14 protein-coding genes are annotated in these 22393 nt (G+C 63.5%); 8 read left to right on the top strand and 6 right to left on the bottom strand.

Annotation, left to right across the window (positions count from 1 at the left end; genetic code table 11):
* Nucleotides 1-177 precede the first annotated feature (177 nt).
* Genes KIT10_03925 through clpB form a run of 3 tightly spaced genes read right to left on the bottom strand, consistent with a single transcriptional unit; the run spans nucleotide 178 to nucleotide 3362 of the window.
* Complete coding sequence (locus tag KIT10_03925) at nucleotides 178-495, bottom strand: type II toxin-antitoxin system PemK/MazF family toxin (GenBank protein ID MCW5898398.1); 318 nt, start codon at nucleotides 493-495, stop codon at nucleotides 178-180.
* Nucleotides 492-689 (bottom strand): hypothetical protein, encoded by a 198-nt coding sequence (locus tag KIT10_03920; protein ID MCW5898397.1) that lies wholly within the window; start codon nucleotides 687-689, stop codon nucleotides 492-494. Before KIT10_03920 ends, KIT10_03925 begins: the two co-directional genes overlap by 4 nt.
* Nucleotides 690-716: 27 nt before the next feature.
* Entirely contained in the window at nucleotides 717-3362 is a 2646-nt protein-coding gene (gene clpB / locus KIT10_03915; GenBank protein ID MCW5898396.1) for an ATP-dependent chaperone ClpB, read from the bottom strand.
* Nucleotides 3363-3757: 395 nt separating this feature from the next.
* Here clpB and KIT10_03910 point away from each other — a divergent pair, with 395 nt between their 5' ends.
* From KIT10_03910 to KIT10_03885, 6 genes are all read left to right on the top strand, one after another.
* Nucleotides 3758-8056, top strand: a complete 4299-nt coding sequence (locus KIT10_03910) for a gliding motility-associated C-terminal domain-containing protein (GenBank protein ID MCW5898395.1) — start codon at nucleotides 3758-3760, stop codon at nucleotides 8054-8056.
* 51 nt (nucleotides 8057-8107) lie between these two features.
* Nucleotides 8108-8665 (top strand): RNA polymerase sigma-70 factor, encoded by a 558-nt coding sequence (locus KIT10_03905; protein ID MCW5898394.1) that lies wholly within the window; start codon nucleotides 8108-8110, stop codon nucleotides 8663-8665.
* 36 nt (nucleotides 8666-8701) lie between these two features.
* A complete protein-coding gene (locus KIT10_03900) occupies nucleotides 8702-9784 on the top strand; it encodes a FecR domain-containing protein (GenBank protein ID MCW5898393.1) in 1083 nt (360 codons plus the stop codon).
* A gap of 205 nt (nucleotides 9785-9989) precedes the next feature.
* Nucleotides 9990-11885 carry a hypothetical protein gene (locus KIT10_03895; GenBank protein MCW5898392.1) on the top strand — a complete coding sequence of 632 codons (1896 nt, stop codon included), beginning with the start codon at nucleotides 9990-9992 and terminating at the stop codon, nucleotides 11883-11885.
* Between the two features lie 165 nt (nucleotides 11886-12050).
* The gene (locus tag KIT10_03890) at nucleotides 12051-12713 is read left to right on the top strand and encodes a hypothetical protein (protein ID MCW5898391.1); all 663 of its coding nucleotides are present in this window, start codon (nucleotides 12051-12053) and stop codon (nucleotides 12711-12713) included.
* 123 nt (nucleotides 12714-12836) lie between these two features.
* Nucleotides 12837-15209, top strand: coding sequence for a TonB-dependent receptor (locus KIT10_03885; GenBank protein ID MCW5898390.1), 2373 nt, complete (start codon nucleotides 12837-12839; stop codon nucleotides 15207-15209).
* Between the two features lie 24 nt (nucleotides 15210-15233).
* Here the strand turns inward: KIT10_03885 and KIT10_03880 are convergent, their stop codons facing one another.
* A complete protein-coding gene (locus KIT10_03880; protein ID MCW5898389.1) occupies nucleotides 15234-17054 on the bottom strand; it encodes a T9SS type A sorting domain-containing protein in 1821 nt (606 codons plus the stop codon).
* 173 nt (nucleotides 17055-17227) lie between these two features.
* Here KIT10_03880 and KIT10_03875 point away from each other — a divergent pair, with 173 nt between their 5' ends.
* Nucleotides 17228-17686, top strand: a complete 459-nt coding sequence (locus tag KIT10_03875; GenBank protein MCW5898388.1) for a nuclear transport factor 2 family protein — start codon at nucleotides 17228-17230, stop codon at nucleotides 17684-17686.
* Here KIT10_03875 and KIT10_03870 read toward each other — a convergent pair.
* Together KIT10_03870 and KIT10_03865 are read right to left on the bottom strand one after the other, a co-directional pair.
* The gene (locus KIT10_03870; GenBank protein ID MCW5898387.1) at nucleotides 17676-19421 is read right to left on the bottom strand and encodes a M1 family metallopeptidase; all 1746 of its coding nucleotides are present in this window, start codon (nucleotides 19419-19421) and stop codon (nucleotides 17676-17678) included. The two genes, KIT10_03875 and KIT10_03870, sit on opposite strands and share 11 nt — an antisense overlap.
* 19 nt (nucleotides 19422-19440) lie before the next feature.
* Nucleotides 19441-21693: a family 20 glycosylhydrolase gene (locus KIT10_03865; GenBank protein ID MCW5898386.1), complete on the bottom strand. Its 2253-nt coding sequence runs from the start codon at nucleotides 21691-21693 to the stop codon at nucleotides 19441-19443.
* Between the two features lie 120 nt (nucleotides 21694-21813).
* On the opposite strand from KIT10_03865, the gene KIT10_03860 reads away from it, so the two are divergent.
* Nucleotides 21814-22371, top strand: a complete 558-nt coding sequence (locus tag KIT10_03860; GenBank protein MCW5898385.1) for a 30S ribosomal protein S16 — start codon at nucleotides 21814-21816, stop codon at nucleotides 22369-22371.
* Nucleotides 22372-22393: the final 22 nt, after the last annotated feature.

Here is a 22393-nt window from a genome sequence, read left to right as displayed (position 1 = left end):
GGTTGTAAGGGGTGCCGACCCTGCGCCTACCGGAGAGGCAGGTTTTTCCAGTTTCCCGCGTGCCCGCGATGATCGGCGCTGCTCAGCTCGTTGAGCAGTTCCATCTGGATCATGCGCTATGGGGCGCCTGACTGCCGTCAGGCAGGCGCGCTGGGGATGAGGTGGATGTCCTTCACATCAAGAAACCAACTCGACGATGCGAGCTGCCACTTCGCGATACTTGTCCGAGTTGACCTTCCCCGCCACATACCGAATGATCCGCCTATCCGCTGTGAACACTTTATTCGGCCTGATGTGGCTGGCGATGGGTAGCCGACCGGATGCGAAGTCCAAATCGGTCAGCGGCACTTCCAGCCCGTCGCGTTTGGCTTGGCTGGTTATCTGGCAGAGCATCACGTCATCACCACCCCAATCGGCTATAACGAGTGCCGGACGACGCTTACTGCCGGTCAAGTCCGAGAATGGAAAGGGAATGACGACGACATCGCCTTTCATAGCCCGGCCCACGCTTGGTCCTCCTCCTCGCTCTCCCAATCCTTGCTCAGGCTCGGCTCGCTGGCAATGGTCAGGGCTGCCGTGTCATCGAGAAGTTCCCTCAGGAGCACCTTCTTCTCCTGGGTGGAGCATTGCCGGATCCACGCCAGCACCTGGCTGATGGAGATCGGTAGATTGTGCTCTGAGGCGTGCATGACATGACGAAGATACGGGCAGCGCGCTCAGACCTCCGCCTTGCTCTTCCTCGCCTTCCCGTTTCCCTTTTCCCTCTCCGCAATGGGTTTCCGCACCACGATCTTCCCATCGAAGACATCGATCACCTGCTCCACGCCCTGCTCCAATGTACCTGCGATGATCTGACGGCTCATCTCGTTCAGGAGTTCTTTCTGGATGAGGCGCTTCACGGGGCGAGCACCGAATTGCGGGTCGAAGCCTGCTGAGCCGATGTGCTCGATCAACTCTTCACTCGGGATCAACAGGTAGCCTTTCTCCTCGAGCTTGGCGAGCAACTGGTGCAGCTGCAGCTTCACGATCTCCCGTACATCCCCCTGGCTCAGCGGACGGAACATGATCAGCTCGTCCACGCGGTTGAGGAACTCGGGGCGCACGGTCTTGCGCAGCAGGTCCATCACCTCGCGCTGGGTCTTCTCGATCACCTCTTCGAGGTTCTTGCGCTCGAGGCCCTCGAAATTCTCCTGGATGATGTGCGAGCCGATGTTGCTCGTCATGATGATGAGCGTGTTCTTGAAGTTGACCACGCGGCCCTTGTTGTCGGTGAGGCGGCCATCGTCCAGCACTTGCAGCAGGATGTTCCACACGTCGGGGTGGGCCTTCTCGATCTCGTCGAGCAGCACCACGCTGTACGGCTTGCGGCGCACGGCCTCGGTGAGCTGGCCGCCTTCATCGTAGCCCACGTAGCCCGGAGGCGCGCCCACGAGGCGGCTCACGCTGTGGCGCTCCTGGTACTCGCTCATGTCGATGCGCGTCATGGCGTGCTCGTCGTTGAAGAGGATCTCGCTGAGCGCCTTGGCCAGCTCGGTCTTGCCCACGCCGGTGGTGCCGAGGAAGATGAAGGAGCCGATCGGCCGTTTCTCATCGCCCATGCCTGCGCGGTTGCGGCGCACGGCGTCAGCCACGGCGCGCACGGCTTCGTCCTGACCGATCACGCGCTTGTGCAATTCGTCCTCCAGCTTCAGGAGTTTGGTGCGTTCGGCTTCGAGCATGCGCGTCACGGGCACGCCGGTCCAGCGGCTCACCACGGCGGCGATCTCCTCCACGTCCACCTCCTCCTTGATCATTTTGCTCTCGCTCTGGAGCGTGACCAGTTCCGCTTTCGCGGCGGCCAGTTCCTTCTCGGTCTCCTGGATGCGGCCGTAGCGGATCTCGGCCACCTTGCCGAAGTCTCCCTCGCGCTCGTATTGCGCGGCCTGGTGCTTCAGGTCCTCGATCTGGTCCTTGGCGCTGTTGATGCGTTCCACCAGCGCGCGCTCGCTTTCCCAGCGGGCCTTGAAGCCGTCGCGCTGGCCGCTGAGCTCCGCAAGCTCCTTGTTCAGCTCGGCGAGTTTGGCCTCGTCGTTCTCGCGCTTGATGGCCTCGCGCTCGATCTCCAGCTGCATGATGCGGCGGTCGATCTCGTCGAGCTCCTCGGGCTTGGAGTTGATCTCCATGCGCAGTTTGCTGGCGGCCTCGTCGATCAGGTCGATGGCCTTGTCCGGCAGGAAGCGGTCGGCGATGTAGCGCGTGCTCAGTTCCACGGCGGCGATGATCGCCGCATCCTTGATCAGCACCTTGTGGTGGCTCTCGTACTTCTCCTTGAGGCCGCGCAGGATGGAGATGGCATCCTCGCGGGAGGGTTCATCGACCATCACCTTCTGGAAGCGGCGCTCCAGGGCCTTGTCCTTCTCGAAGTACTTCTGGTACTCGTTGAGCGTGGTGGCGCCGATGCTGCGCAATTCGCCGCGAGCTAGAGCTGGCTTCAGGATGTTGGCGGCGTCCATGGCGCCTTCGCCACCGCCCGCGCCCACCAGGGTGTGGATCTCGTCGATGAAGAGGATGATGCTGCCCTCAGCGCTGATCACCTCCTTCACCACGGCTTTGAGGCGCTCCTCGAATTCGCCTTTGTACTTCGCGCCGGCGATCAGCGCGGAGATGTCCAGGCTGTACACCTGCTTGCCCTTGAGGTCCTCCGGGATGTCGCCGCTCACGATGCGTTGCGCGATGCCCTCGGCGATGGCGGTCTTGCCCACGCCGGGCTCGCCGATCAGGATCGGGTTGTTCTTGGTGCGGCGGCTGAGGATCTGCAACACGCGGCGGATCTCCTCGTCGCGGCCGATCACGGGATCGAGCTTGTTGTCCTTGGCGAGCTGGTTGAGGTTCTTGGCGTACTTGTTCAGCGCGTTGTAGGTCTCCTCCTGGCTCTGGCTGGTCACCTTGCTGCCTTTGCGCAGGTCCTTGATGGCGGCGATCAGGTCCTTCTTGGTGACGCCGTTGTCCTTCAGCAGTTGCGAAACCGTGTCGCCGCTGTCGAGGATGCCGATCAGCATGTGCTCCACGCTGGCGAACTCGTCGCCGAACTCCTTCAGCGCGGCCAGCGCCTTGGTGAGTGCATCGCTACTGTAGCGCGAGAGGCTGATCTGTCCACCGCTCACTTTGGGATAACCCTGAACGATACGGTCGAGCGCCTGCGTCATGGCGGGCACGTTGACGTTGAGCTTCTTCAGCAGGAAGGGCGTGACGTCGGGGTCCACCTCCAGGATGCCCTTGAGCAGGTGGCCGTTCTCGAGCATCTGCTGGCCGTATCCGGTGGCGATGGTCTGCGCCTGTTGGATGGCCTGCTGGGAGCGGATGGTGAATTTGTTGAGGTCCATGTTAAGCGGACGGTTGGGGGTTGCAGGTTGATGAAGTTGAGGGTTGGTGTCCTCGGTGGTTGTCGGTTCTCAGTTGTCTGGCTGTCGTGGTATTCGTGCGTTGGGTCGTGAGACCGACAACCGACAACGGCCAACTGACAACGACTTCGGGCTTCTCAAGCATCGATCCGTTGGGTGGAACCGGCAGAAGTGGCAGGTGAGGATCGTGTGCGGTGCCAGAAAGTCCCAAGTACCGAGTGCCGATGCGCCTTACTGTCCGCCACGGGATGACCCCATGTGACATCCCCAGGCAGCGATTCGGCCTTCAGGGATATCTTGTCGTGGGAATGTGATGCGGCGATCATTCCCGATCCCTGCGCATGAGTTGGCCCCCACGATCTACCGTCCTGACATGGATGGCCATGTTGGCCGGGGCGGCGGACCCCTTCTCCGAGGTACTGGCGCAACCCTACTGGGTGCAGGATGTGGGCGGTGTGGGCAATGAGCATGTGGCCGATGTGAAGGTGGATCTGGATGGATCGGTCTACGTCGTGGGTGAGTTCGGTGGCACGATCCAATTCGGTGGGCAGTCCTATGTGAGCATCGGCGGCATAGATGCCTTCGCGGCGCGCCTTTCGCCCACAGGTGCCGTGCTGTGGTTCAAGCAGGGCGGAGGGTCGAGCATCGACCGGGGCAGGAAGCTGGCATTGGGAGCGGCAGGCACCCTGGCCGTGGCCGGTGAGTTCATGGGCCAGGCGGATCTGTTCGGCACCGCGCTGACCAGCGCGGGCGGCACGGCCGACATGTTCGTGGCACTGCTGGACAAGACCACAGGCGACCCGATCTGGATCCGGCAAGGCGGTGGTGCCACAGGCACGGACAGCCCCGGCGGGGTGAGCGTGGGCGCGGATGGCCGGGTGACGGTGGCGGGTGAGTTCCGGGGCACCGCGCAATGGGAAGGGAGTTCGCTCACGAGCATGATCGATCCGGGCACCAGCCAACCCGGCGCGGACATTTTCATCGCCACCTACAGCCCGGCCGGTGCATTGCTCTGGTTGAAGCACGGTTCCGCTCCGGCCAATGACCACGTGGTGGAGGTGGTACACGATGCCGGAGGCAACATCCTCGTCACCGGCCAGTTCAGCCACGACATCACCTTCGGCCAGACCTACGCCAACCCGATGATCAATGCCAGCTTCCTGCTTCGGCTGGATGCGGCGGGCAATGACGTCTGGTTCCGTCGTTTCGGCGGCGGTGTTTTCAACCATGTGCGCGACATGACCATCGGTCCCGGTGGTGAGATCCTGCTCACCGGCGATCTGCAGGGCCAGATGACCTACGTCGGTCCGCCTTCGGTGAATGTGGCCGCCACGCAGACCTACGCCTACTATCTGTTGTCGGTGAATAGCAGCGGTCAACTGGCAAGCCACAGCACGATGGGATCCGCCGAGGGCGTCACCGTGCGGGGCATCGCGGTGCGTGCCTCCACTGTGGCGGTGGTCGGGGAGTTCGATTGCCAGTTCACCGGACTGAGCGCCTTGTACAACGGCGCCGGCCTCTTCATGGCCACCGGCACCGAGGATCTGTTCGTGTCCATGCATGCCTTGGGAAGCCTGGCCCTGACCGAAGCGCAGCAATTCGGCGGACGATCGGCCAAAGCGGCGGGCGCCATCGCCTTCATGCCGGAAGGGAACGCGGTGTTCTGCGGATCATTCCAACAGACCCTGGTGTTCCCCGCGGTACCAGGCTTCACGGCCGATGTGGCCACCTTCGGCGGCGGCCTGGTGGGCACGGGCAACGGCGCCCTCTGCGGCGACCAGGATTACGGCGCATTCGCGGCGAGCGTGGGCGCCGGCGGCATGGACGGATTCGTGGCCAGGGGCTACGTGCAGGGCCGCCAACCCTACGACTGGTGGATCCGGGAGGGAGGCGCCTGTGACCGGCCCGCACTGGAACCCTGCATCCGCGCTGTGACCTCCACGGTCTGTCAGGATACCATCAGTGTATGCCAGGGCACCACCTTGGGCGTGCTGCTGAAGTTTCCCCATGTGACCAACCCAATTCCGCATTTCGTGGGGCCGCCAGTACAATACCTCTGGTCCACGGGCAGCACGGGCACCAACATCCTGGTCACCACCAGCGGCACCTATTCGGTCACCATCACCTCGTTGAACGGTTGCTGGCAATGGACCGACACCATCGTGGTGCAGGTGGACCCCCTGCCGCCTTTCCCACTGATCCACGACGACATCGTGCTGAACAGCGGCACACCCGCGCCGGAGATGATCCATCTCTGCGATCCTCAGACCCAATGGGTGTGGGGCACGAACATGCCACCGGGAACCACCTTCTGGTGGACCACGCCCTTTGGCGGTGGCGCCCAGATCTTCAACGACTCCATCCAGGTGGACACCACGGGTGTCTACACCTTCCACGTGATGAACGAGTTCGGTTGTGTGCGCCTGGTGCCCGTGATGGTGGTGGACGATCCCATACTGCCCATGCCTAGCATCGAGGTGCTGATCGACATCGTGTTCGAGCAGGATACGGACCAGAACGACACGCTCTTCGTCTGCGTCAACGAGGCGGTCGGCTACGCTTATGTGCCCACCTGGATCGTGGATGGAGAAGTGGTGGAGGAGCTACCACCGGGCCTCCACATCCATTGGGGCGTGGCACCCGACCCGCCTACCCAGGTGGCGGACAGCGGCCCACAGCAATCCGCGTTCGTGCCGCAGGGTACGGGCTGGTATGCGCTGGAGATCATCGTGATGGTGGACAACAGTCCCTGCGGTGAGGACACTTTGTACTTCTCCGCCATCGACAGCATCTACGTGGTGGTGCATCCGCCATTGGCGATCCAGGTGGATCTGAGCGGGCCGTCGGTGGTCTGCGATGGAGACACCATCACCGTGGTGGCCAATTGTACCGGATGTGGTGAGCTCACTTGGCAGGGGCCGGCCTTCGAACCGATCGATGGGCTTACCGTGCAGATCTGGAGTGCCGGCATGTTCATCGTCACGGCCCAAGTGGAAGACGGTTTCGGATGCGTGTATTCGGACATGGACACGGTGGTGGTGCAACAACCCATGGGACCCGTGCTGCTGATCGACCCTCCGGACGGGATCATCTGTCCTGGAGAAACGGCCACCATCTTCACCAGCGTGCAGGGTGCGGACCACCTTTGGTTCGGCCCGCAGGGACCCATCTTCGGGCAAGGACCCTCGCTCACCACGGATGTGGCGGGATCCTATTCCCTGGCGATGATCGTGCAAGGTTGCCCGGTCACGAGCAATAGCGTCCTGCTTTCGAACTACGGCACGCCCTTCATCGATATCGCGGTGCCGCCCGTGATGTGCTTCCCAGGCGACGCCGTGACCATTCAAGTGGTGACGGCACCCGGTTCGGTGATCCAATGGCTCGCGCCACTCTTCGGTTCATCGCCTTCACAAGTGGTGACATCGCCGGGCATCTATGCATGCAGTGTGTCGGCATGTGGCATCACCACACAATTGAGCGTGGAGGTGGTCCTGGCACCGGCTGAAGCTGAATTGCTCACACCAGGGCCGTTCACGCTTTGCCCGGAGGACAGTCTTCTGCTGCAGGCCGCACCCGGCGCTGGCAGCTACGAGTGGCTGCCCGGACCGGGCGCGGAAAGTGGTCTGTGGATCGATGCTGCAGGAACCTACCAGGTGGTGGTGAGCAACGAATTCGGATGCCGGGATACGTCGGCGGCGATCATCATCACGCAGGTCGCGTTCCCGGAACCGCTCATCGCTTGGGGTGATACCGTCTGCCAGGGCGATATGGCGGTCTTCACCGCCACGGGGTCGGGCACCATGGTCTGGTACGCCGATGCGGCATTCACGCAATGGCTCGGAACAGGCGGCACCATCAGCATGCCCGGCATGGAGAGCATGGTGATCCATGTCCAACAGGAGCAGGATGGTTGTGTGGGTGGATCGCAAGCCGTGACCCTCCTTGTGACCCCTCGGCCCGAAGCGCCCATACTTGCCGGTCCAACAAGCGTTTGCCTGGGCGATCCATTCCTACTGACCCTCCTCGAGTCGGATACACTCACGTACCTGTGGTCCACGCCGACAGGACCGGTTCAAGGCGATGCCATCGACATTCCCTCCGTGACGGTGCATGACGCGGGCCTGTACGCTTGTGTGGCGCTCTACCAAGGTTGCGCAGGTCCTTCAGCGGAGCACACGCTCGTTGTTTTCGTGCCCATGGATCCCAGTCTGCCTGAAGAGGTGATGCTTTGCACAGGTGGTGCGGTCACCTTCAACCTGCCGGGAGGCTTCTCCAGCATCCTGTGGTCCAATGGTAGCACCTCGCCGTCCGTGGTGGTCACAACCGGCATGGCGCTGTCGGTCACGGCCCACGATCCGAACGGGTGCGCCATGGAGGCCATGGTATTGGTGGTGGAGGAGGACTGCGAGATCACCATCCCCAACGTATTCTCGCCCAATGGCGATGGCATCAACGACACCTGGTTCCCTTCCGGTGGCTTCGTCAAGGCCATGACCGAGATCAGGAGCCGTTGGGGCAACCTGGTCTACGAGGGCGACATGCTGGTGAAACCTTGGGATGGACGGCATTTCCGCAACAGCACGCCCTGCGCCGATGGGGTGTACTACTACGTCATCGACCTCATGCGGTCCGACGGCAGTGTGATCAGCAGGGCGGGCTATTTCCATTTGCAGTAGTCACGGGCCTGCCACCTGGTGCGGCTGCCGGTCTACTTTCGGCCCATCGCCATGGACTTCGCACCCATCGCCGCCGGTGACCGTGCCGCCTTCGAGGCGCTTTTCCGCCTGCACTACCGGCCGCTCTGCGTCTTCGCCATGGGCTATGTGAAGGACAGCGACAAGGCCGAGGACCTCGTGCAGGACCTCTTCTTCCGACTTTGGCTCGATCGCGAGAAGGTCAACATCACCACCAGCGTGAAGGCCTACCTCTACGCTTCGGTGCGCAACCGCTGCCTCAACGTGTTGAAGGCCGGCTCCAAGGTGCGCGTGTTGAACGATGAGGTGGACGATCGGCTGGAAGAGGAGGAGCGGAGCGAGGACGAGCACGCTGAGCGCATCGCCCGTGTGCAGGCCGCGATCGAGGCCCTTCCGGAAGAGCGCAGGAAGGTGTTCAAGCTGAGCCGCTACGAAGGGCTGAAGTACCACGAGATCGCCGCGCGGCTGGGTATCAGCGTGAAGACCGTGGAGAACCAGATGGGCAGCGCCCTGAAGACACTGAGACATGAGCTGAAGGACCTGGTGTCCCTGCTGCCCTGGCTGTTCTGGCTGGGGGAGGGGGGCGGATAGGGGTATTCGCAAGGTCGGTTGTCATCAACAGGATACATGGATCATCACGGCATCGATAGCGATCTGCTGGCACGGTACGTTGCCGGGGAGGCCGATCCGTGGCAGCGCGGTCAAGTGGAGGCCTGGGCGGGCGCGAGCCGGACGAATGCGCAGGAGTTGGAGCGTATGCAGCGCATCTGGTCGATCACCGCCGATGCGGGATCCACCGCCTTCGCGGCGGAAATGCGGGCCTGGGCCACCGGTGCGGAAGCCATGGCCAAAGCGAAGGCGGCGGAGGATCGAGCCTGGGCCTTGGGCGCAGCGGCGGAGGCACGGGCACGACTGATGGAGGATCGCGCCTGGGCCAGGGTGGAGGCGCGCATTGCCGAGGCGGAAGGGAAGGGACGCGTACGGTCCATCAGAGGAGGTAGTGGCACTTGGACGCGCTGGCTGGCCGCTGCGGCCGTGGTGGCTGGCCTCGTCTTCGCGGCGCGATGGTTCCTGCAACCCAAGGCCGTGGAGCATGTCGCGCAGGCCGAAGCGGTGGAACTGCTGCTGGCCGACAACAGCCGCGGCGTGCTGTCGCCGGGCTCGCGCATGGAGGAACGCATGGGCAAGCGCCGCGCGATCCGCTTGGAAGGTGAAGCCTACTTCGAGGTGCGGCGCGATGAGCAACGGCCCTTCACCGTGGAAGCCGGTGATCTGCTGGTCACCGTGCTGGGCACCGCCTTCGAGGTGAGCGCGTACGACACATCCGAGTTCGTCCAGGTGCGTGTGCGCAGCGGCCGTGTGCGCGTGGAGGCCGGTGTTGAGACCTTGGAATTGGGCGCCGGTGAACACGCCCGCTTCAACAAGGAGCGCCACTTCCTGGAGCGCAGGCCCGCACCACCGGCCGAGGTCTGGGGTCTGCGGGTGCTGCAGTTCGAGGGCGCCACACTGCGGCAGGTGGCCGATCAGCTTCAACGCATCTACAAGGTGCGCATCAGCTTGCGACACGACGGCATCGCACGCTGCACCCTCACGGCCGAGTTCGATGACGAGACCATCGACACCATTCTCGGATTGATCGCCGATACCTTCTCGCTGCAGGTGGAACGCGCGCCGGATGGATCCTATACGCTCGATGGTGATGGGTGCTGAGCGGTACTGTCACTCCGGGTCGTCATCCCTGCGGACCCCGGGACCGGATACGCCCGATCTCCTCGCTCTTCGAAGCCGTCTCCCTCGCCGGTCACTTCTCTCCTCCTTCACCTTTCTCACTACCCTCACCTTTCTCACCCTCTTCCCTTCCTTCCTCCACGCCCAACCCATCCTCCAGCGCCGCGTCACCGTCCATGCGGAACAGGTGCGTCTCTCCAGTGCGCTGTCGCTCATCGCCAGGGAGGGCTCGTTCAGGTTGAGCTACAACGCCGCCGCGGTGCCGGGCGACAGCAGCGTGACGATACACGCGGACGATGAGCGGGTGGACCTTGTGCTGAAGCGCCTGTTGCCCGCTGGCCTGCGCTGGAAGGAAAGCGGCGGCCATCTCATCATCACCGGTGCCGCGGGCCGCAAGCGGAAATTCACCGCCAGCGGCCATGTGACCGATGCCCGCACCAATGCCCCGATCGCCGGGGCCACGGTCTTCGAGACCGGCAGGACCAGCGTCGCCACCACCGATGACCGGGGAGCTTTCCATATTCCACTCACGGGCGATCTGGAGCGCACCCCATTGCTCGTCGCCCGTCACGGCTATCGTGACACCATCGTGCATGTGCCACGTGAGGGTCCTGTTTTGCGCATCGCGTTGCGGCCCCTCGAGGACCTGGAGCGGATCGCCACCATCTGCGCGTTCGAGCGGTGCGCCGTGGAGGATCTCGGCATGACCCGACTGCTCGTACCCGTTGCGCGCATGGACCAGGCCGCCAACCTGGATCTCACGGAGCGGCGCACCTTCCAGTTGTCCCTGATCCCCAGCGTCAGCACCAACGGCCCGCTCGCGGGGACCATGGTGAACAGGTTCTCCGTGAACATCATCGGCGGCTACGCGGCAGGCGTGGAAGGTGTGGAAGTGGGCGGTGGTTTCAATATGCTGCGCGATGACATGAAAGGCCTGCAGGTCGGTGGCCTGGCCAACCTGGTCGGTGGGCATACACGTGGCGTGCAGATCGGCGGGGCCATCAACCACAGCATGCGCTCGCTGGAGGGACTGCAATTGGCTGGACTCGCGAACACCGTGTGGGATACCCTCACGGGGTGGCAGGTGGCCGGTGGTGTCAACGTGGTGAAGCGCGGCATGAGCGGAACACAGGTATCCGGCACCGGCAATGTCTCGCTGGGCGATCTGGATGGTGTACAGATCACCGGCGGTGTCAATGTGGCGCAAGGCGCGGTGGACAAGGCGCAGGTGGCCGGTGCGGTGAACTACGCGCACAGCGTGAGGGGAGGGCAGGTCGCCGGCGGCGTCAACGTGGTACTGGGCGATGTCGGTGGCGGACAGGTGGGCTTTGGGGCGAACTACGCGCGAAGTGTCTCGGGTGGCCAGTTCTCCTTCGGGGCGAACGTGGTGCCCGATTCCGTGAGTGGCGGCCAGGTGGGCTTCGGCCTCAACTACGCCGGCCACGTCACAGGCGGGCAGTTCTCCTTCGGTGCCAACGTGGTGCCCGGCACGGCCAGCGGCGGCCAGGTGGGCGCGCTGAACTTTGCACGACGGGCGTTGGGTGGCCAGGTCGGCTTCATCAACCTCAGCGATACGCTGGCTGGCGGTGCCGTGGGCCTGCTCACCATCTCCTTGAAGGGCTATCACCGCTTCGATCTGGTCACCGGCGATGTGATGCCCCTGAGCCTGCACATCCGCACCGGTACACGCCCGTTCCACAACATTCTGGGCTACTCGCCGCCTGTGAGCGCCGATGAGCGCTGGGGCTTCCTCTACGGCATCGGCTTCGAGCCACGGTTCGGGGAACACTTCTTCGCCAACATCGACATCACTGCGGAGCAGGTGGTGGAGCAGCGTGCCTGGGTGGACGCCTGGAACGTACTTGGGCGGATCGGTCTCACACCGGGCTGGCGTTTCTCCGACCGCTTCTTCCTCTTCGCCGGGCCGGTGTTCAATCTGCTGGCCACCGACTGGCGCGATGCGGAGACAGGGGACTACCTGAGCGCGTTGCCACCGGCCGCACCGCCTTACCAGCAGCGCTCGGGCACCACCATGGTACACGGCTGGTGGGGCTGGAAGGCGGGAGCGGGGGTGCGGTTCTGAAGCATGGGACAGGGTAGCTAGGTCGCGAGCGTGCGAGCGTCGATCGCCTCGCAAGCTTGCCCTTCGCACGCTCGCATTACCTCTCACATGACGAAACGTTCCATCACCATGTCGTAGGGGTATCGGAACTGCTGGTTGTCACAGGGGAAACGAAACGTGACGACCATGACCTTACAGCATCTTCATACACTGATCGCCGCGGCGATCCTGGCGCTGCCCGCCAGCGCACAGCCTACCGACGACCAGCCCATGCGCACGCTGCTGGGCGGCGACAAGCAGCTCCACCACGGCGGCTGGGGGGCGCCCACCGCGCACCACACGCGCATCAATGGCCAGGACGCCCTGCTGGTGGGCGCCCGAGGCGGCTGGCTCATCGACCATCGCGTCACAATAGGCATCGCCGGCCACGGCCTGGTGACACCGGTCTCGAACGTCGCGTACGATGCGCACCTGATCGCTTCGGGTGAGGAACTCCGCCGCAAGAGCAACCTGCACATGGGCTACGCTGGCCTGCTGATCGAGCCGGTCATCGCCTACCGCTCACCGGTGCACATCACACTGCCCCTGATCGTGGGTGCCGGTGGCGTGGGCTATGCCTGGAACAGCCGCTTCCCCGAAGGCATCGAGCAGCTCGACTACCGCGAGGACGTGCAGGCCTTCTTTCTGTTGGAGCCCGGCATCGAACTGGAGTTCAATGTGATCCCGCTGCTCCGGCTTGGCGTGGGTGCCAGCTACCGCTACACCAGCGACCTGGACCTGCCCGCCACGGCGAAGGACGCGCTGCACGGCTTCAACATGGGTCTCAGCGTGAAGGTGGGCCGCTTCTGACCGCGGTCACGGATCAACCTCCGAACATCCCGGCCGATGACCGCTCAACACAACGCCACCGATCCGTCTGTAACACTTCGCGGCATGCCTATGTCCCATGCCCATCCATCACACTCCTTCACCATGTCACTGCACCGTTCCTCTCTGGCGATCCTCATGATGCTGACCGCAGGCCTGTTGATGGCCCAGGGCCACACACAAACCGTCCGCGGCACCATCGTGGACGGTGACACCCGCCAACCCTTGATCGGCGCCACGGTGGTATTGCTGGACAGCGATCCGCTGGTCGGCACCACCACCGATCTGGATGGCCGCTTCGCGCTTCAACATGTCCCTGTGGGCCGCATCGCCCTGCAGGTGCGCATGCTCGGCTATGACGAGCAGGTCCTGGCCAACCTGCTTGTGAACAGCGCCAAGGAATTGGTGCTCGACGTGAAGATGCAGGAGTCGCTGACCCAGTTGCAGGAGGTGGTGATCAGCGGGAGGAAGGGGCATGGCGAGGTGCGCAACGACATGGCCGTGATGAGCGCCCGCAAGATCAGTGTGGAGGAGACCTCGCGCATCGCCGGTGGCATCAACGACCCCTCCCGCATGGTGAGCACCTTTCCCGGTGTGGCCAACGATCCGGCGGGCGACAACACCATCATCGTGCGGGGCAATTCGCCCAAAGGCGTGCTGTGGCGGCTGGAAGGGATGGAGATCCCCAACCCCAACCACTTCTCGGATGATGGCGCCACCGGCGGTCCCATCAATGTGCTCAACAGCGATGTGATCGACAACAGCGACTTCTACACCGGGGCCTTCGCGGCGGAGTACGGCAACGTCACCAGCGCCGTCTTCGACATGAAACTGCGTGACGGCAACGACCGCAAGCGCGAATACACGCTCAAGGTGGGCGTGCTCGGCACGGACCTCACCGCCGAAGGACCGATCACCGGCGTTCAGGGTGGAAGCTATCTCGCCAACTACCGCTACAGCTCCCTGGCCCTGCTGGATGGCGCTGGCATCGTCGATTTCCAAGGTGTGCCGAAGTACCAGGACGCCGCTTTCAAAGTGAAACTGCCTGCGGGGAAGGTGGGGACCTTCTCGCTCTTCGGCCTGGGTGGGCGCAGCAGCATCGCGCAGGAGGACAAGGGTGTGACGGGCGACACCACCTTCGCACGCACCGACTTCGGATCGCGCATGGGCATCGTGGGCCTCACGCACACCAAGCTCATCAGCGACAACAACTTCCTCTACACCACACTATCGCTCAGCGGAAACGGCAGCGAAACGGACCACTACGCCACCGATGCGCCGGGCGAAACGGACCTGCTACAGCGCCATGTGGACGATCTGCGCCGTTGGACCTGGCGGTTCACCAGCACGCTCAACACCCGCGTCAGCGCGGCGCACAAGCTGCGTTCCGGCGTGATCGTCTCCCATGACCAGTTCCGCATGCTGGTGGACAGTTGGAACGCCGAGGACCAGCGCTTGGACCGGCAGCTGGACCGCGACGGCGGTGCCACCACACTGCAGGCCTTCAGCAGTTGGAAGTGGCGGCTGAACGAGCATCTCTCGATCACCAGCGGGGTGCATGTGCTGCACTATGCCATGAACAATTCCACCAGCGTGGAACCGCGCGCGGCCTTGCGCTATCAGGTGGACGCTTCACGGGCCATCACGCTCGGCGCCGGGCTCCACAGCCGCACCGAGAACGTGATGACCTATCAGGCGCAGGATGTGGATGCCGACGGCCGGGTGTTCCAGCCGAATCGTGACCTGGGGCTCAGCCGCGCCGCGCACGCCGTACTCGGCTACGAGCAGATGCTCACCGAGGACATCCAGTTCAAGGCCGAAGCCTACTACCAGCGGCTCTACGGGCAACCCGTGGAGAACCGGGCTGCCGGCCAGGCCAGCGACCCTGCCAGTGCCTTCTGGCTCGGCAACTACGATGGCTGGTTCACCACCAAGCCACTGGTGAACGAAGGCGACGCCTACAATGCCGGCCTGGAGCTGGGCCTGGAGAAGTTCTTCACCCGCGGTTGGCATGCGCTGGCCACGGTGTCCCTCTTCGAGTCGAAGTACAGGGCGATGGACGGGGTGTGGCGCAACTCACGCTACAACCTGGGCGCCGTGGCGAATGCGCTGGCCGGCAGGGAATGGAAACTTGGCGGCGAAGCCAGGGACAAGGTGCTGCTCACAGGTATCCGCTACAGTGTGATGGGCGGCCAGTGGCGCACGCCCATCGATCTGGAGGCCAGCATCGCGGCAGGCACGCACAAGGAAAGCGGCGATCCCTGGAGCGTGAAGGGCGACCCCATCCACAAGGTGGACATGGTGGTGGCCTACCGCGTGGGCCGCGCCCGTGTGAGCCATGAGGTCAAGGCCGATGTGCAGAACGTCCTCAACGCCCAGACCCCCGTGTACGAGTACTACAACAACCGCACACAGCGCATCGAGACCATCAACCAACTGGCGATGCTGCCGGTGCTGCAGTACACGCTTCGGTTCTGAGCGGGATGTTGTTCAGCGTCCCTGTCACCGTTGGAACATGACACGTTGGATGTATGTCCGCCCATCGATCGTTGCTCCCACGAAGTAGAGCCCATCGGCCAGCGGGCTGATATCGATCGAACCGGCATGTACGGATGGGCGCATCACCACGCGGCCATGGCCATCCAGCACGGTGGCTACAAGTCCAGCGCGCATCGGTGTCGCGAAGAACAGGATACCGGTCGTCGGTACAGGGAAGAGCGACAGCGTATGCTCATGGTCGAGCTCCATGGTCCCTACGTTCAACAGGTCGAAGATCCCGCTCTGCGCGCTACAGCCCCAGGGATTGGTGACCGTGACGGTGTAGCCGCCGTTCTGTGTGGGGGTGAACACGGCCTCGGTGGCCCCGGCGACGACGACCCCGTTGCGACGCCACACATAGGTGTAGGGGCCATCACCGAAGGTCTCGGCCACGAGGTCGGCGCCATTCTGCGTGATCACCGGTGGTGGATCCTCCAGCGCGCTCACCTCCGTGGCCTTGACCAACGTGGGGCCATTGGGCAGACCGGTCCAAGTGGTGCAACTGTTGCCGAATGTCGTGGTGTTCGTCTTGCGCCCGGCGATGAGGTATCGGCCATTGGGCATGCGGCAGCAGGCCGCGGGGTCCAATGCGCGGAAGGAGCAATCGGCGAAGAGCCGCTGCCCATTGATGCCGAAGCGGGCGACCCCCGCATTGGCCGATTGGGCCAAGGGAATGGTGATCGTGGTGTCGGCGATGGTCACCTGGGCGCTGTTGATGTGGATCGAGAGCAGGAAGCTGCCCGCATCATAGGGCTTCAGCATGTAGCCGCCGGTGGTGGTGGCGTTCACGGACCGGCCCCATAACGCCGATCCGTCGTTGCCGATGGCCACCAGATGGCCTTGCGCATTGCCGCCGCCCTGCAAGACGTCGGGGCCGAAAGTGATCGTATTGGGATTGCGGGCGAGGACGAAGAGCCGGTCATCGGCCATGCTGACGCTGGCACAATCGAACGTGCCGGCGCTGCCCAAGTTGAACGGGCCGTAAATGTTCACCCACTGGCACACACCGGCGGTATCCAGCTTCACCACGCCCATGCCGTTCGGCAACGGCCCCGCCACCTGTCCCTGGCAGGAGATGATGTTCGTGTTCCCGTTCGGATTGGCGATCGCGTAGAGGTATTCCCCGGAAGCGGCCACCCGGATATGCTCCTTGAAGGAGCTGCCAAGCGTGGTCTGCCAGTCCTGGGTACCGTCATCCAGCCGGATCCTTCGGATGACCTGGTTCGTGTTGCCGTCCATGGTGTACAGGTGCTCCCCGCGGACATCCACCTTGGCCGAGGCGACCATGGGATACACATGAAGGAGCGTGCCGTCGTTGCCGAAGCGCAGCACCTTGGCGTTGGTGGCCATGGTCACGGTGGTGTCCGCGATATCGCTCCCGCTCATCACCAGGTTGTCGTTGTTGATCTGCAGGGACACGAAGACCTCATCATTCTCCTCATGGCGGGCGAAGTCGTAGTACCCGTCGCCGCTGAAGATGGTCACCGGACCGATGGTCCTGTACCAGATCAGTTCCAGATCGGCATCGTGCTTCACCACGAACAGCCGCCGGTTGTTGTCGCCGGAATAGATGAGGGTGTCCGGCCCGAAGACGACCGTGCCGTTGATCAGGCCCACCGCGTAGGAGTTCCCTGCGTTGTCCGTATACAGGTCGTAGTAATTCGTGCCGGTACCCACGATGGACTCCTTGATGTCGATCAGATCATGCTGGACCTGGCCATGGACCACGACCGCGGAGATATGCATGAGCAGCACCGGCAGGCTGGGGTGGAAGCGGTTCGCCATGATATATGGGTTTTGGTGAATGAAAGTGCCTATCAAAGGAATCCACGCGAAAGGCCCATATCAACCTAACTTTCGTTCTATACAAGGGCCAGGTCCTGGCGGCGAATGGAGGTTCCGAGCGTGCCGCGGCTTCCCTTATGGGATATGGCCCGTGTTGGAGTCATCTTCGCATCATGTCCCTGCTCCACACCTTCTATACCGCCTTCGCGCAGCGCGACCACGCGGTGATGGGCGCCTGCTACCACGGCGAAGCACGGTTCAGTGATCCGGTCTTTCCCGATCTGGATGCCGGGGAGGTGCGGGCCATGTGGCGCATGTTGCTGAGCGGTGATACCGATCTCTGTATCAGCTTCACCGTGGAACATGAGAATGAAAAGGGCGGTCGTGCGCGCTGGGAAGCCTTCTACACTTTCGGCAGGAAGAAGCGAAAGGTCCACAACATCATCACGTCGGACTTCACCTTCAAGGAAGGCCTCATCCATACGCAGCGCGATCGCTTCAACTTCTGGCGCTGGAGCCGGCAGGCCCTGGGGCTGTCCGGGCTATTGCTCGGCTGGACACCCGCCGTGGAGCGGAAGGTACAGGGCATGGCGGCGAGCCGGTTGCGCCAGGCGATGATCGCTACGGCTTGACCTTGATGTAGCGCTTCGGCGCCAGGGAGACCTCCTTCTTCAGCGTCCTGGTCGGTATGCGCTCCACACCGATGTACCAGTCGGGATCGGGCTCCACGCGGTCCCGCCGGCGTATGCCACCCTCGGGCGCGGACCAGAGGGTGGTTATCTCCAGGAACTCTTCGGCGCGCCCGGCCCGGAACCGCAGTGGCATGCTGAATCCTTCGATGGTGTTGGTCCAGCGCAGGTAGGCGCGGCCCTTGTAGCGGCCCCATTGCAGCATGGGGATCCGCACATCGCGCAGGTATTGGGCGAAGAGCGGGCGCAGGTCGAAGGTCTCTCGCTGGTCCATGTATGCCTCGATCATGGCGCTGGTGACGATGCCGTGGCGGTGGTCGCGGTTCATATCGCGCAGCATGGTCTTGAATGCCGTGTCGTCATCCATGATGCGGCGCACCATGTGCACCACGTTGGCACCCTTGGGGTACATGTCGCCACTGCCCTCCTTGTTCACGCCATAGGGGCCGATCACCGGGCCGTCATTGCTGATGTTTCGCCGCACACCGCGCGCGTATTCCCGGGCGGCTTCCAGGCCCTTGGTGCATTCCACATGGAGCACTTCACTGTACATGGTGAAGCCCTCATGCACCCACATGTCGGCGATGTCGGCCGTGGTGATGTTGTTGCCGTACCATTCGTGGCCGCTCTCATGCACGATGATGTAGTCCCAGTGCAGCCCATGGCCGGTGCCGCTGAGATCCTGGCCCATGTAGCCGTTCACATAGCGGTTGCCATAGGCGATGGCGCTCTGGTGTTCCATGCCCAGATGCGGCGATTCCACCAGCTTGAAACCATCGCTGTAGAAGGGGAAGGGGCCGAACCACTCCTCGAAGCAGGCGAGCATGCCCGGTACCTGCGCGAACTGCCTCCGCGCTTTCTCCTCGTTGCCGGCGATCACCCAGTAGTCCAGGTCCAGCGGGCCGTCCAGCCCATCGTACACCTCGCCGAAGTGGCTGTATTTGCCGATGTAGGGCACCAGGTTGTAGGTGTTGATGGGGGAGGAGACGGACCAATGCCAGGTGCTGGTGCCATCGCCATGCTTGATGATGCCCTTCAGGCGGCCATTGCCGATGGCTTGCAGGCTGTCGGGCACGGTGATGCGCAGGGTGGCGCCGTTGTCGGGTTCGTCGCTCTGGTGGTCCTTGCAGGGATACCACACGCTGGCACCGAGTCCCTGGCAGGCCACGGTCATCCAGGGGTGGCCTTTCGGGTCCTTCGCCCAGACCCAGCCGCCATCCCAAGGCGGGTTCTTCGCGGCACGGGGTACACCGTGGTAGTACACGTGCACCGGCATGCGCACATCGGCCGGTAGTTCCTTCGGGAAGTCCACCCAAAGAACATCGCCTTCGCGGTCAAAGTCCAGCTTCGGCGTGCTGTAACCACCGCCACTGTCCCAGAAGGTGCTGATCTCCGCCACGATGCTGTCCACCACCAAAGGCTGTTGCAGATCGATCTGCATGCGCTTTCCTTCATCGATCGCCTCGAAGGTGATGGTGGTATGGCCCTGGATGCCGCGCGAAGCGAAGTCGGGCTTCACGCGCACATCGTAGTGAAGCGCATTCCACCACGCGCGTTCGGGGCCGATGCTGCCGCGCAGGGTGTCGGCGCGGGTGAAGGTCTTCATGGTGTTCCCCAATTGGCCACACAGGCCCAGTGGGACCACGTACAAGAGCAGGAGGGTGGGTCGCAGCGGCATCGTTCGCGTAGGTCTGGCCTTACCTCACTTCCACCTCATCCAGGAACAACCACGCCGGATGCCCCGCACCAGGCAGGCCGTCGGGGATCGCGCCCGCCGAGCGCACCTCCGCTCGCACATACCGGGCTTTGGTCCTCGTCGAAGAAACCAATTCCACCTTCCCGCTGTCGCCCGACTTGGGCTGTGCGGTTCCCACAGTGGTGAAAAGGGTACCATCCGAGCTGGTGCTGAAGACCACTTCCCGGGGCAGGTGGATCCAGCTGTGCGTATCGCCCAGCGCACCAATGCCGATGCGTGTGATGTCCTTCTCTTCGCCAAGGTCCACGGTGATGGTCACATCGTTTTTCCAGGCCAGCCATTCGTTGCCCCCTCGTGCAGGACCGCCGCGTACGCCGTCCACCAAGGTGAAGGCGCCATAGCCACTGTACCGCTCATGCGGTGGGCTGCTGAGGGTGATCGGCCTTGCGGTGGCCATGTTGAAATGGAAGCTCCGGATCGTGCGGTGTTGGTGTTCCCCTCCTTCGTGCTCCGTCAGGCCGGCACCAATGACACGCTCCCGGTCGATCTCGAACGGACCCGTATATGTGCTGGTGCCGGGAACGTGGATGATGGAATAGGTGATCGGTCGTTGGAGCGGTGATACCATCTCGATCCTGATCCTCCCAGGTGCACTACCCTGTGAAGGGTTGATCCGCACCTCGTAGACCGCTCTGCTCGCATGGACATCCAAGTCATCCAGCCTCGGGAACTCCGCCTCCAACCGCCGGAGGAAGTCCGCCTCATCGCGTTTCTCCTCGGGTGTCCACAATACTTCGGCCAGCGCCAGCATACGTGGCACAGCCATGTACTCCACGTGCTCCGGTGAAAGGATGTACTCGGTCCACACGTTGCCCTGCGCGCCGAGGATGTAGCGCTGTTCCCCAGGCTTCAATTCCGCAGGGATGGGCTCGTAGCCGTATACCTTCTGCACCGTGGTGTAGCCACCGATTGCCACACGCTCATTGGCTGGGTCGCCCTGGTAATGGTCGAAGTAGCAGTGGCTGCCGGGGCTCATCACCGCGTGGTGCCCAGCACGCGCCGCCGCGATGCCGCCTTCGGTGCCGCGCCAGCTCATCACCGCCGCGTTGGGTGCCAGGCCGCCCTCCAGGATCTCGTCCCAGCCGATGATCTTCCGCCCCTTGCTGTTCACGAACCGCTCGATCCGCCGGATGAAGTACGACTGCAGCTCGTGCTCGTCCTTCAGCCCTTCGGCCTTCATGCGGGCCTGGCACTTGGGGCAGCTCTTCCAACGGGTCTTGGGGCACTCGTCGCCGCCGATGTGGATGTACTCCCCGGGGAAGAGGTCCATCACCTCGGTGAGCACGTCCTCCAGGAAGGTGAACACACTGTCGTTGCCAGCGCAGAAGACATCGTCGAACACGCCCCAGCCGCGCTGCACTTCGTAGGGCCCGCCGGTGCAGCCCAGGTGTGGGTAGCTGGCCAGTGCCGCCATGGCGTGGCCGGGCATCTCGATCTCCGGCACGATGGTGACATGCCGTCGGGCCGCATGCGCCACCACCTCGCGGATCTCGTCCTGCGTGTAGAAGCCACCGTAGCGTTCGTTGTCGAAGGTCTGCGCGGCGTAGGGCCCTATCTGGCTGCCGCTGCGCCACGCACCCACCTCGGTGAGCTTCGGGTGCTTCTTGATCTCGATCCGCCAGCCCTGGTCCTCGGTAAGGTGCCAGTGGAAGGTGTTCATCTTGTAGCGGGCCTGCAGGTCGATGTACTTCTTCACGAAGCCCGCCTGGAAGAAGTGGCGGCACACATCCAGGTGCATGCCGCGCCAGGGGAAGCGGGGGTGGTCGATGATGGTGAGGCAGGGGAGGGCACCGGGCGAGCGGCCCTGTTCAAGCAATTGGACCAGCGTGCGGCTGCCGCGAAAAAGTCCTACCGACGAAGGGGCCATGACCTCGATCTCGTTGGGCCGGATGGTGAGCCGGTACCCTTCCGAAGGCATCAGCGTGTCGACGTCCATCAGGCGGAATCCGATCCGGATGGGCAGGATGCATTGCACTTGTTGCGCCGGTTGCAGGGGGATCAGCTCCGCGTGCAGCAGGTCGAAGAGCTCTTTCGAGGCGGCCTCGTCCACTTCCAGTTGCCAGGGGCAGATGAGGGTGCAAACGCCCTCTTCGTATTGGAGGCTGACCGGCAGTGGGATGAGGTCCACCTGTGTCGGGGGTTGGGCCAGGGCAGGGGTGGCCAGCAGCAGGAAGAGCGGAGTGGCGGCGCGCATCGCCCCAAAGATGCCCAATGCCTTGTCCATGGCGAAGGATCATGATCCACCGTTGGTCAGGTCGGGCCAAAACCCCATCTTTGCGGCCCCAATTCCGGGGAACAACCAAAACAACGCGACATGCCGACTCGCATCCGCCTTCAGCGTAAGGGCAAGAAAGGCAGGCCTTACTACCACTTGGTGGTGGCCGACTCCCGCGCACCGCGCGACGGGAAGTACATCGAAAGGATCGGAGCCTACGATCCCAACCAGAACCCCGCGTTCATCGAACTGGACCGCGACAAGGCGTTCGACTGGCTTCAGAAAGGCGCCCAGCCGAGCGATACCTGCCGGGCCATCCTGAGCTACACGGGGATCCTCTACCGCAACCACCTGGCCAACGGGGTGAAGAAGGGCGCCTTCGACGAGGCCGAGGCCCAGCGCCGTTTGGACATTTGGCTGAACGAGAAGAACGCCAAGATCGAGGGCAAGAAGACCCGCCTGGCCGCCAGCGCTGACGACGCCCTGAAGGCCCGCATCGCCGCCGAGACCAAGAAGGCCGATGAGATGGCCGCCGCCCTGAGCGCCAAGCTCGCCGCGGCGAGCACGCCACCCCCGGCCGCCGAGGAGGCCGCCCCCGAAGCTGACGCTCCGCCCGCCGAGGAAGCCGCTGCGCCGGAAGCTCCGGCCGCTGAGTAAGCGACCCGCACCCATTCGCGAA

The sequence above is a fragment of the Flavobacteriales bacterium genome, assembly GCA_026129465.1.
Lineage (GTDB): Bacteria > Bacteroidota > Bacteroidia > Flavobacteriales_F > PHOS-HE28 > PHOS-HE28.
Note: the sequence above shows the minus strand (reverse complement) of the source record. Positions and strands in the feature narration are given on the sequence as shown.

Excerpts from the sequence above, each read along its gene's own strand:
- KIT10_03880 (MCW5898389.1), bottom strand. The coding sequence starts at position 17,054 with ATGGCGAACCGCTTCCACCCCAGCCTGCCGGTGCTGCTCATGCATATC.
- KIT10_03860 (MCW5898385.1), top strand. The coding sequence starts at position 21,814 with ATGCCGACTCGCATCCGCCTTCAGCGTAAGGGCAAGAAAGGCAGGCCT.
- KIT10_03875 (MCW5898388.1), top strand. The coding sequence starts at position 17,228 with ATGTCCCTGCTCCACACCTTCTATACCGCCTTCGCGCAGCGCGACCAC.
- KIT10_03885 (MCW5898390.1), top strand. The coding sequence starts at position 12,837 with ATGTCACTGCACCGTTCCTCTCTGGCGATCCTCATGATGCTGACCGCA.
- KIT10_03870 (MCW5898387.1), bottom strand. The coding sequence starts at position 19,421 with ATGCCGCTGCGACCCACCCTCCTGCTCTTGTACGTGGTCCCACTGGGC.
- KIT10_03910 (MCW5898395.1), top strand. The coding sequence starts at position 3,758 with ATGGCCATGTTGGCCGGGGCGGCGGACCCCTTCTCCGAGGTACTGGCG.
- KIT10_03900 (MCW5898393.1), top strand. The coding sequence starts at position 8,702 with ATGGATCATCACGGCATCGATAGCGATCTGCTGGCACGGTACGTTGCC.
- KIT10_03890 (MCW5898391.1), top strand. The coding sequence starts at position 12,051 with ATGACCTTACAGCATCTTCATACACTGATCGCCGCGGCGATCCTGGCG.
- KIT10_03905 (MCW5898394.1), top strand. The coding sequence starts at position 8,108 with ATGGACTTCGCACCCATCGCCGCCGGTGACCGTGCCGCCTTCGAGGCG.
- KIT10_03865 (MCW5898386.1), bottom strand. The coding sequence starts at position 21,693 with ATGCGCGCCGCCACTCCGCTCTTCCTGCTGCTGGCCACCCCTGCCCTG.
- KIT10_03925 (MCW5898398.1), bottom strand. The coding sequence starts at position 495 with ATGAAAGGCGATGTCGTCGTCATTCCCTTTCCATTCTCGGACTTGACC.
- clpB (MCW5898396.1), bottom strand. The coding sequence starts at position 3,362 with ATGGACCTCAACAAATTCACCATCCGCTCCCAGCAGGCCATCCAACAG.
- KIT10_03920 (MCW5898397.1), bottom strand. The coding sequence starts at position 689 with ATGCACGCCTCAGAGCACAATCTACCGATCTCCATCAGCCAGGTGCTG.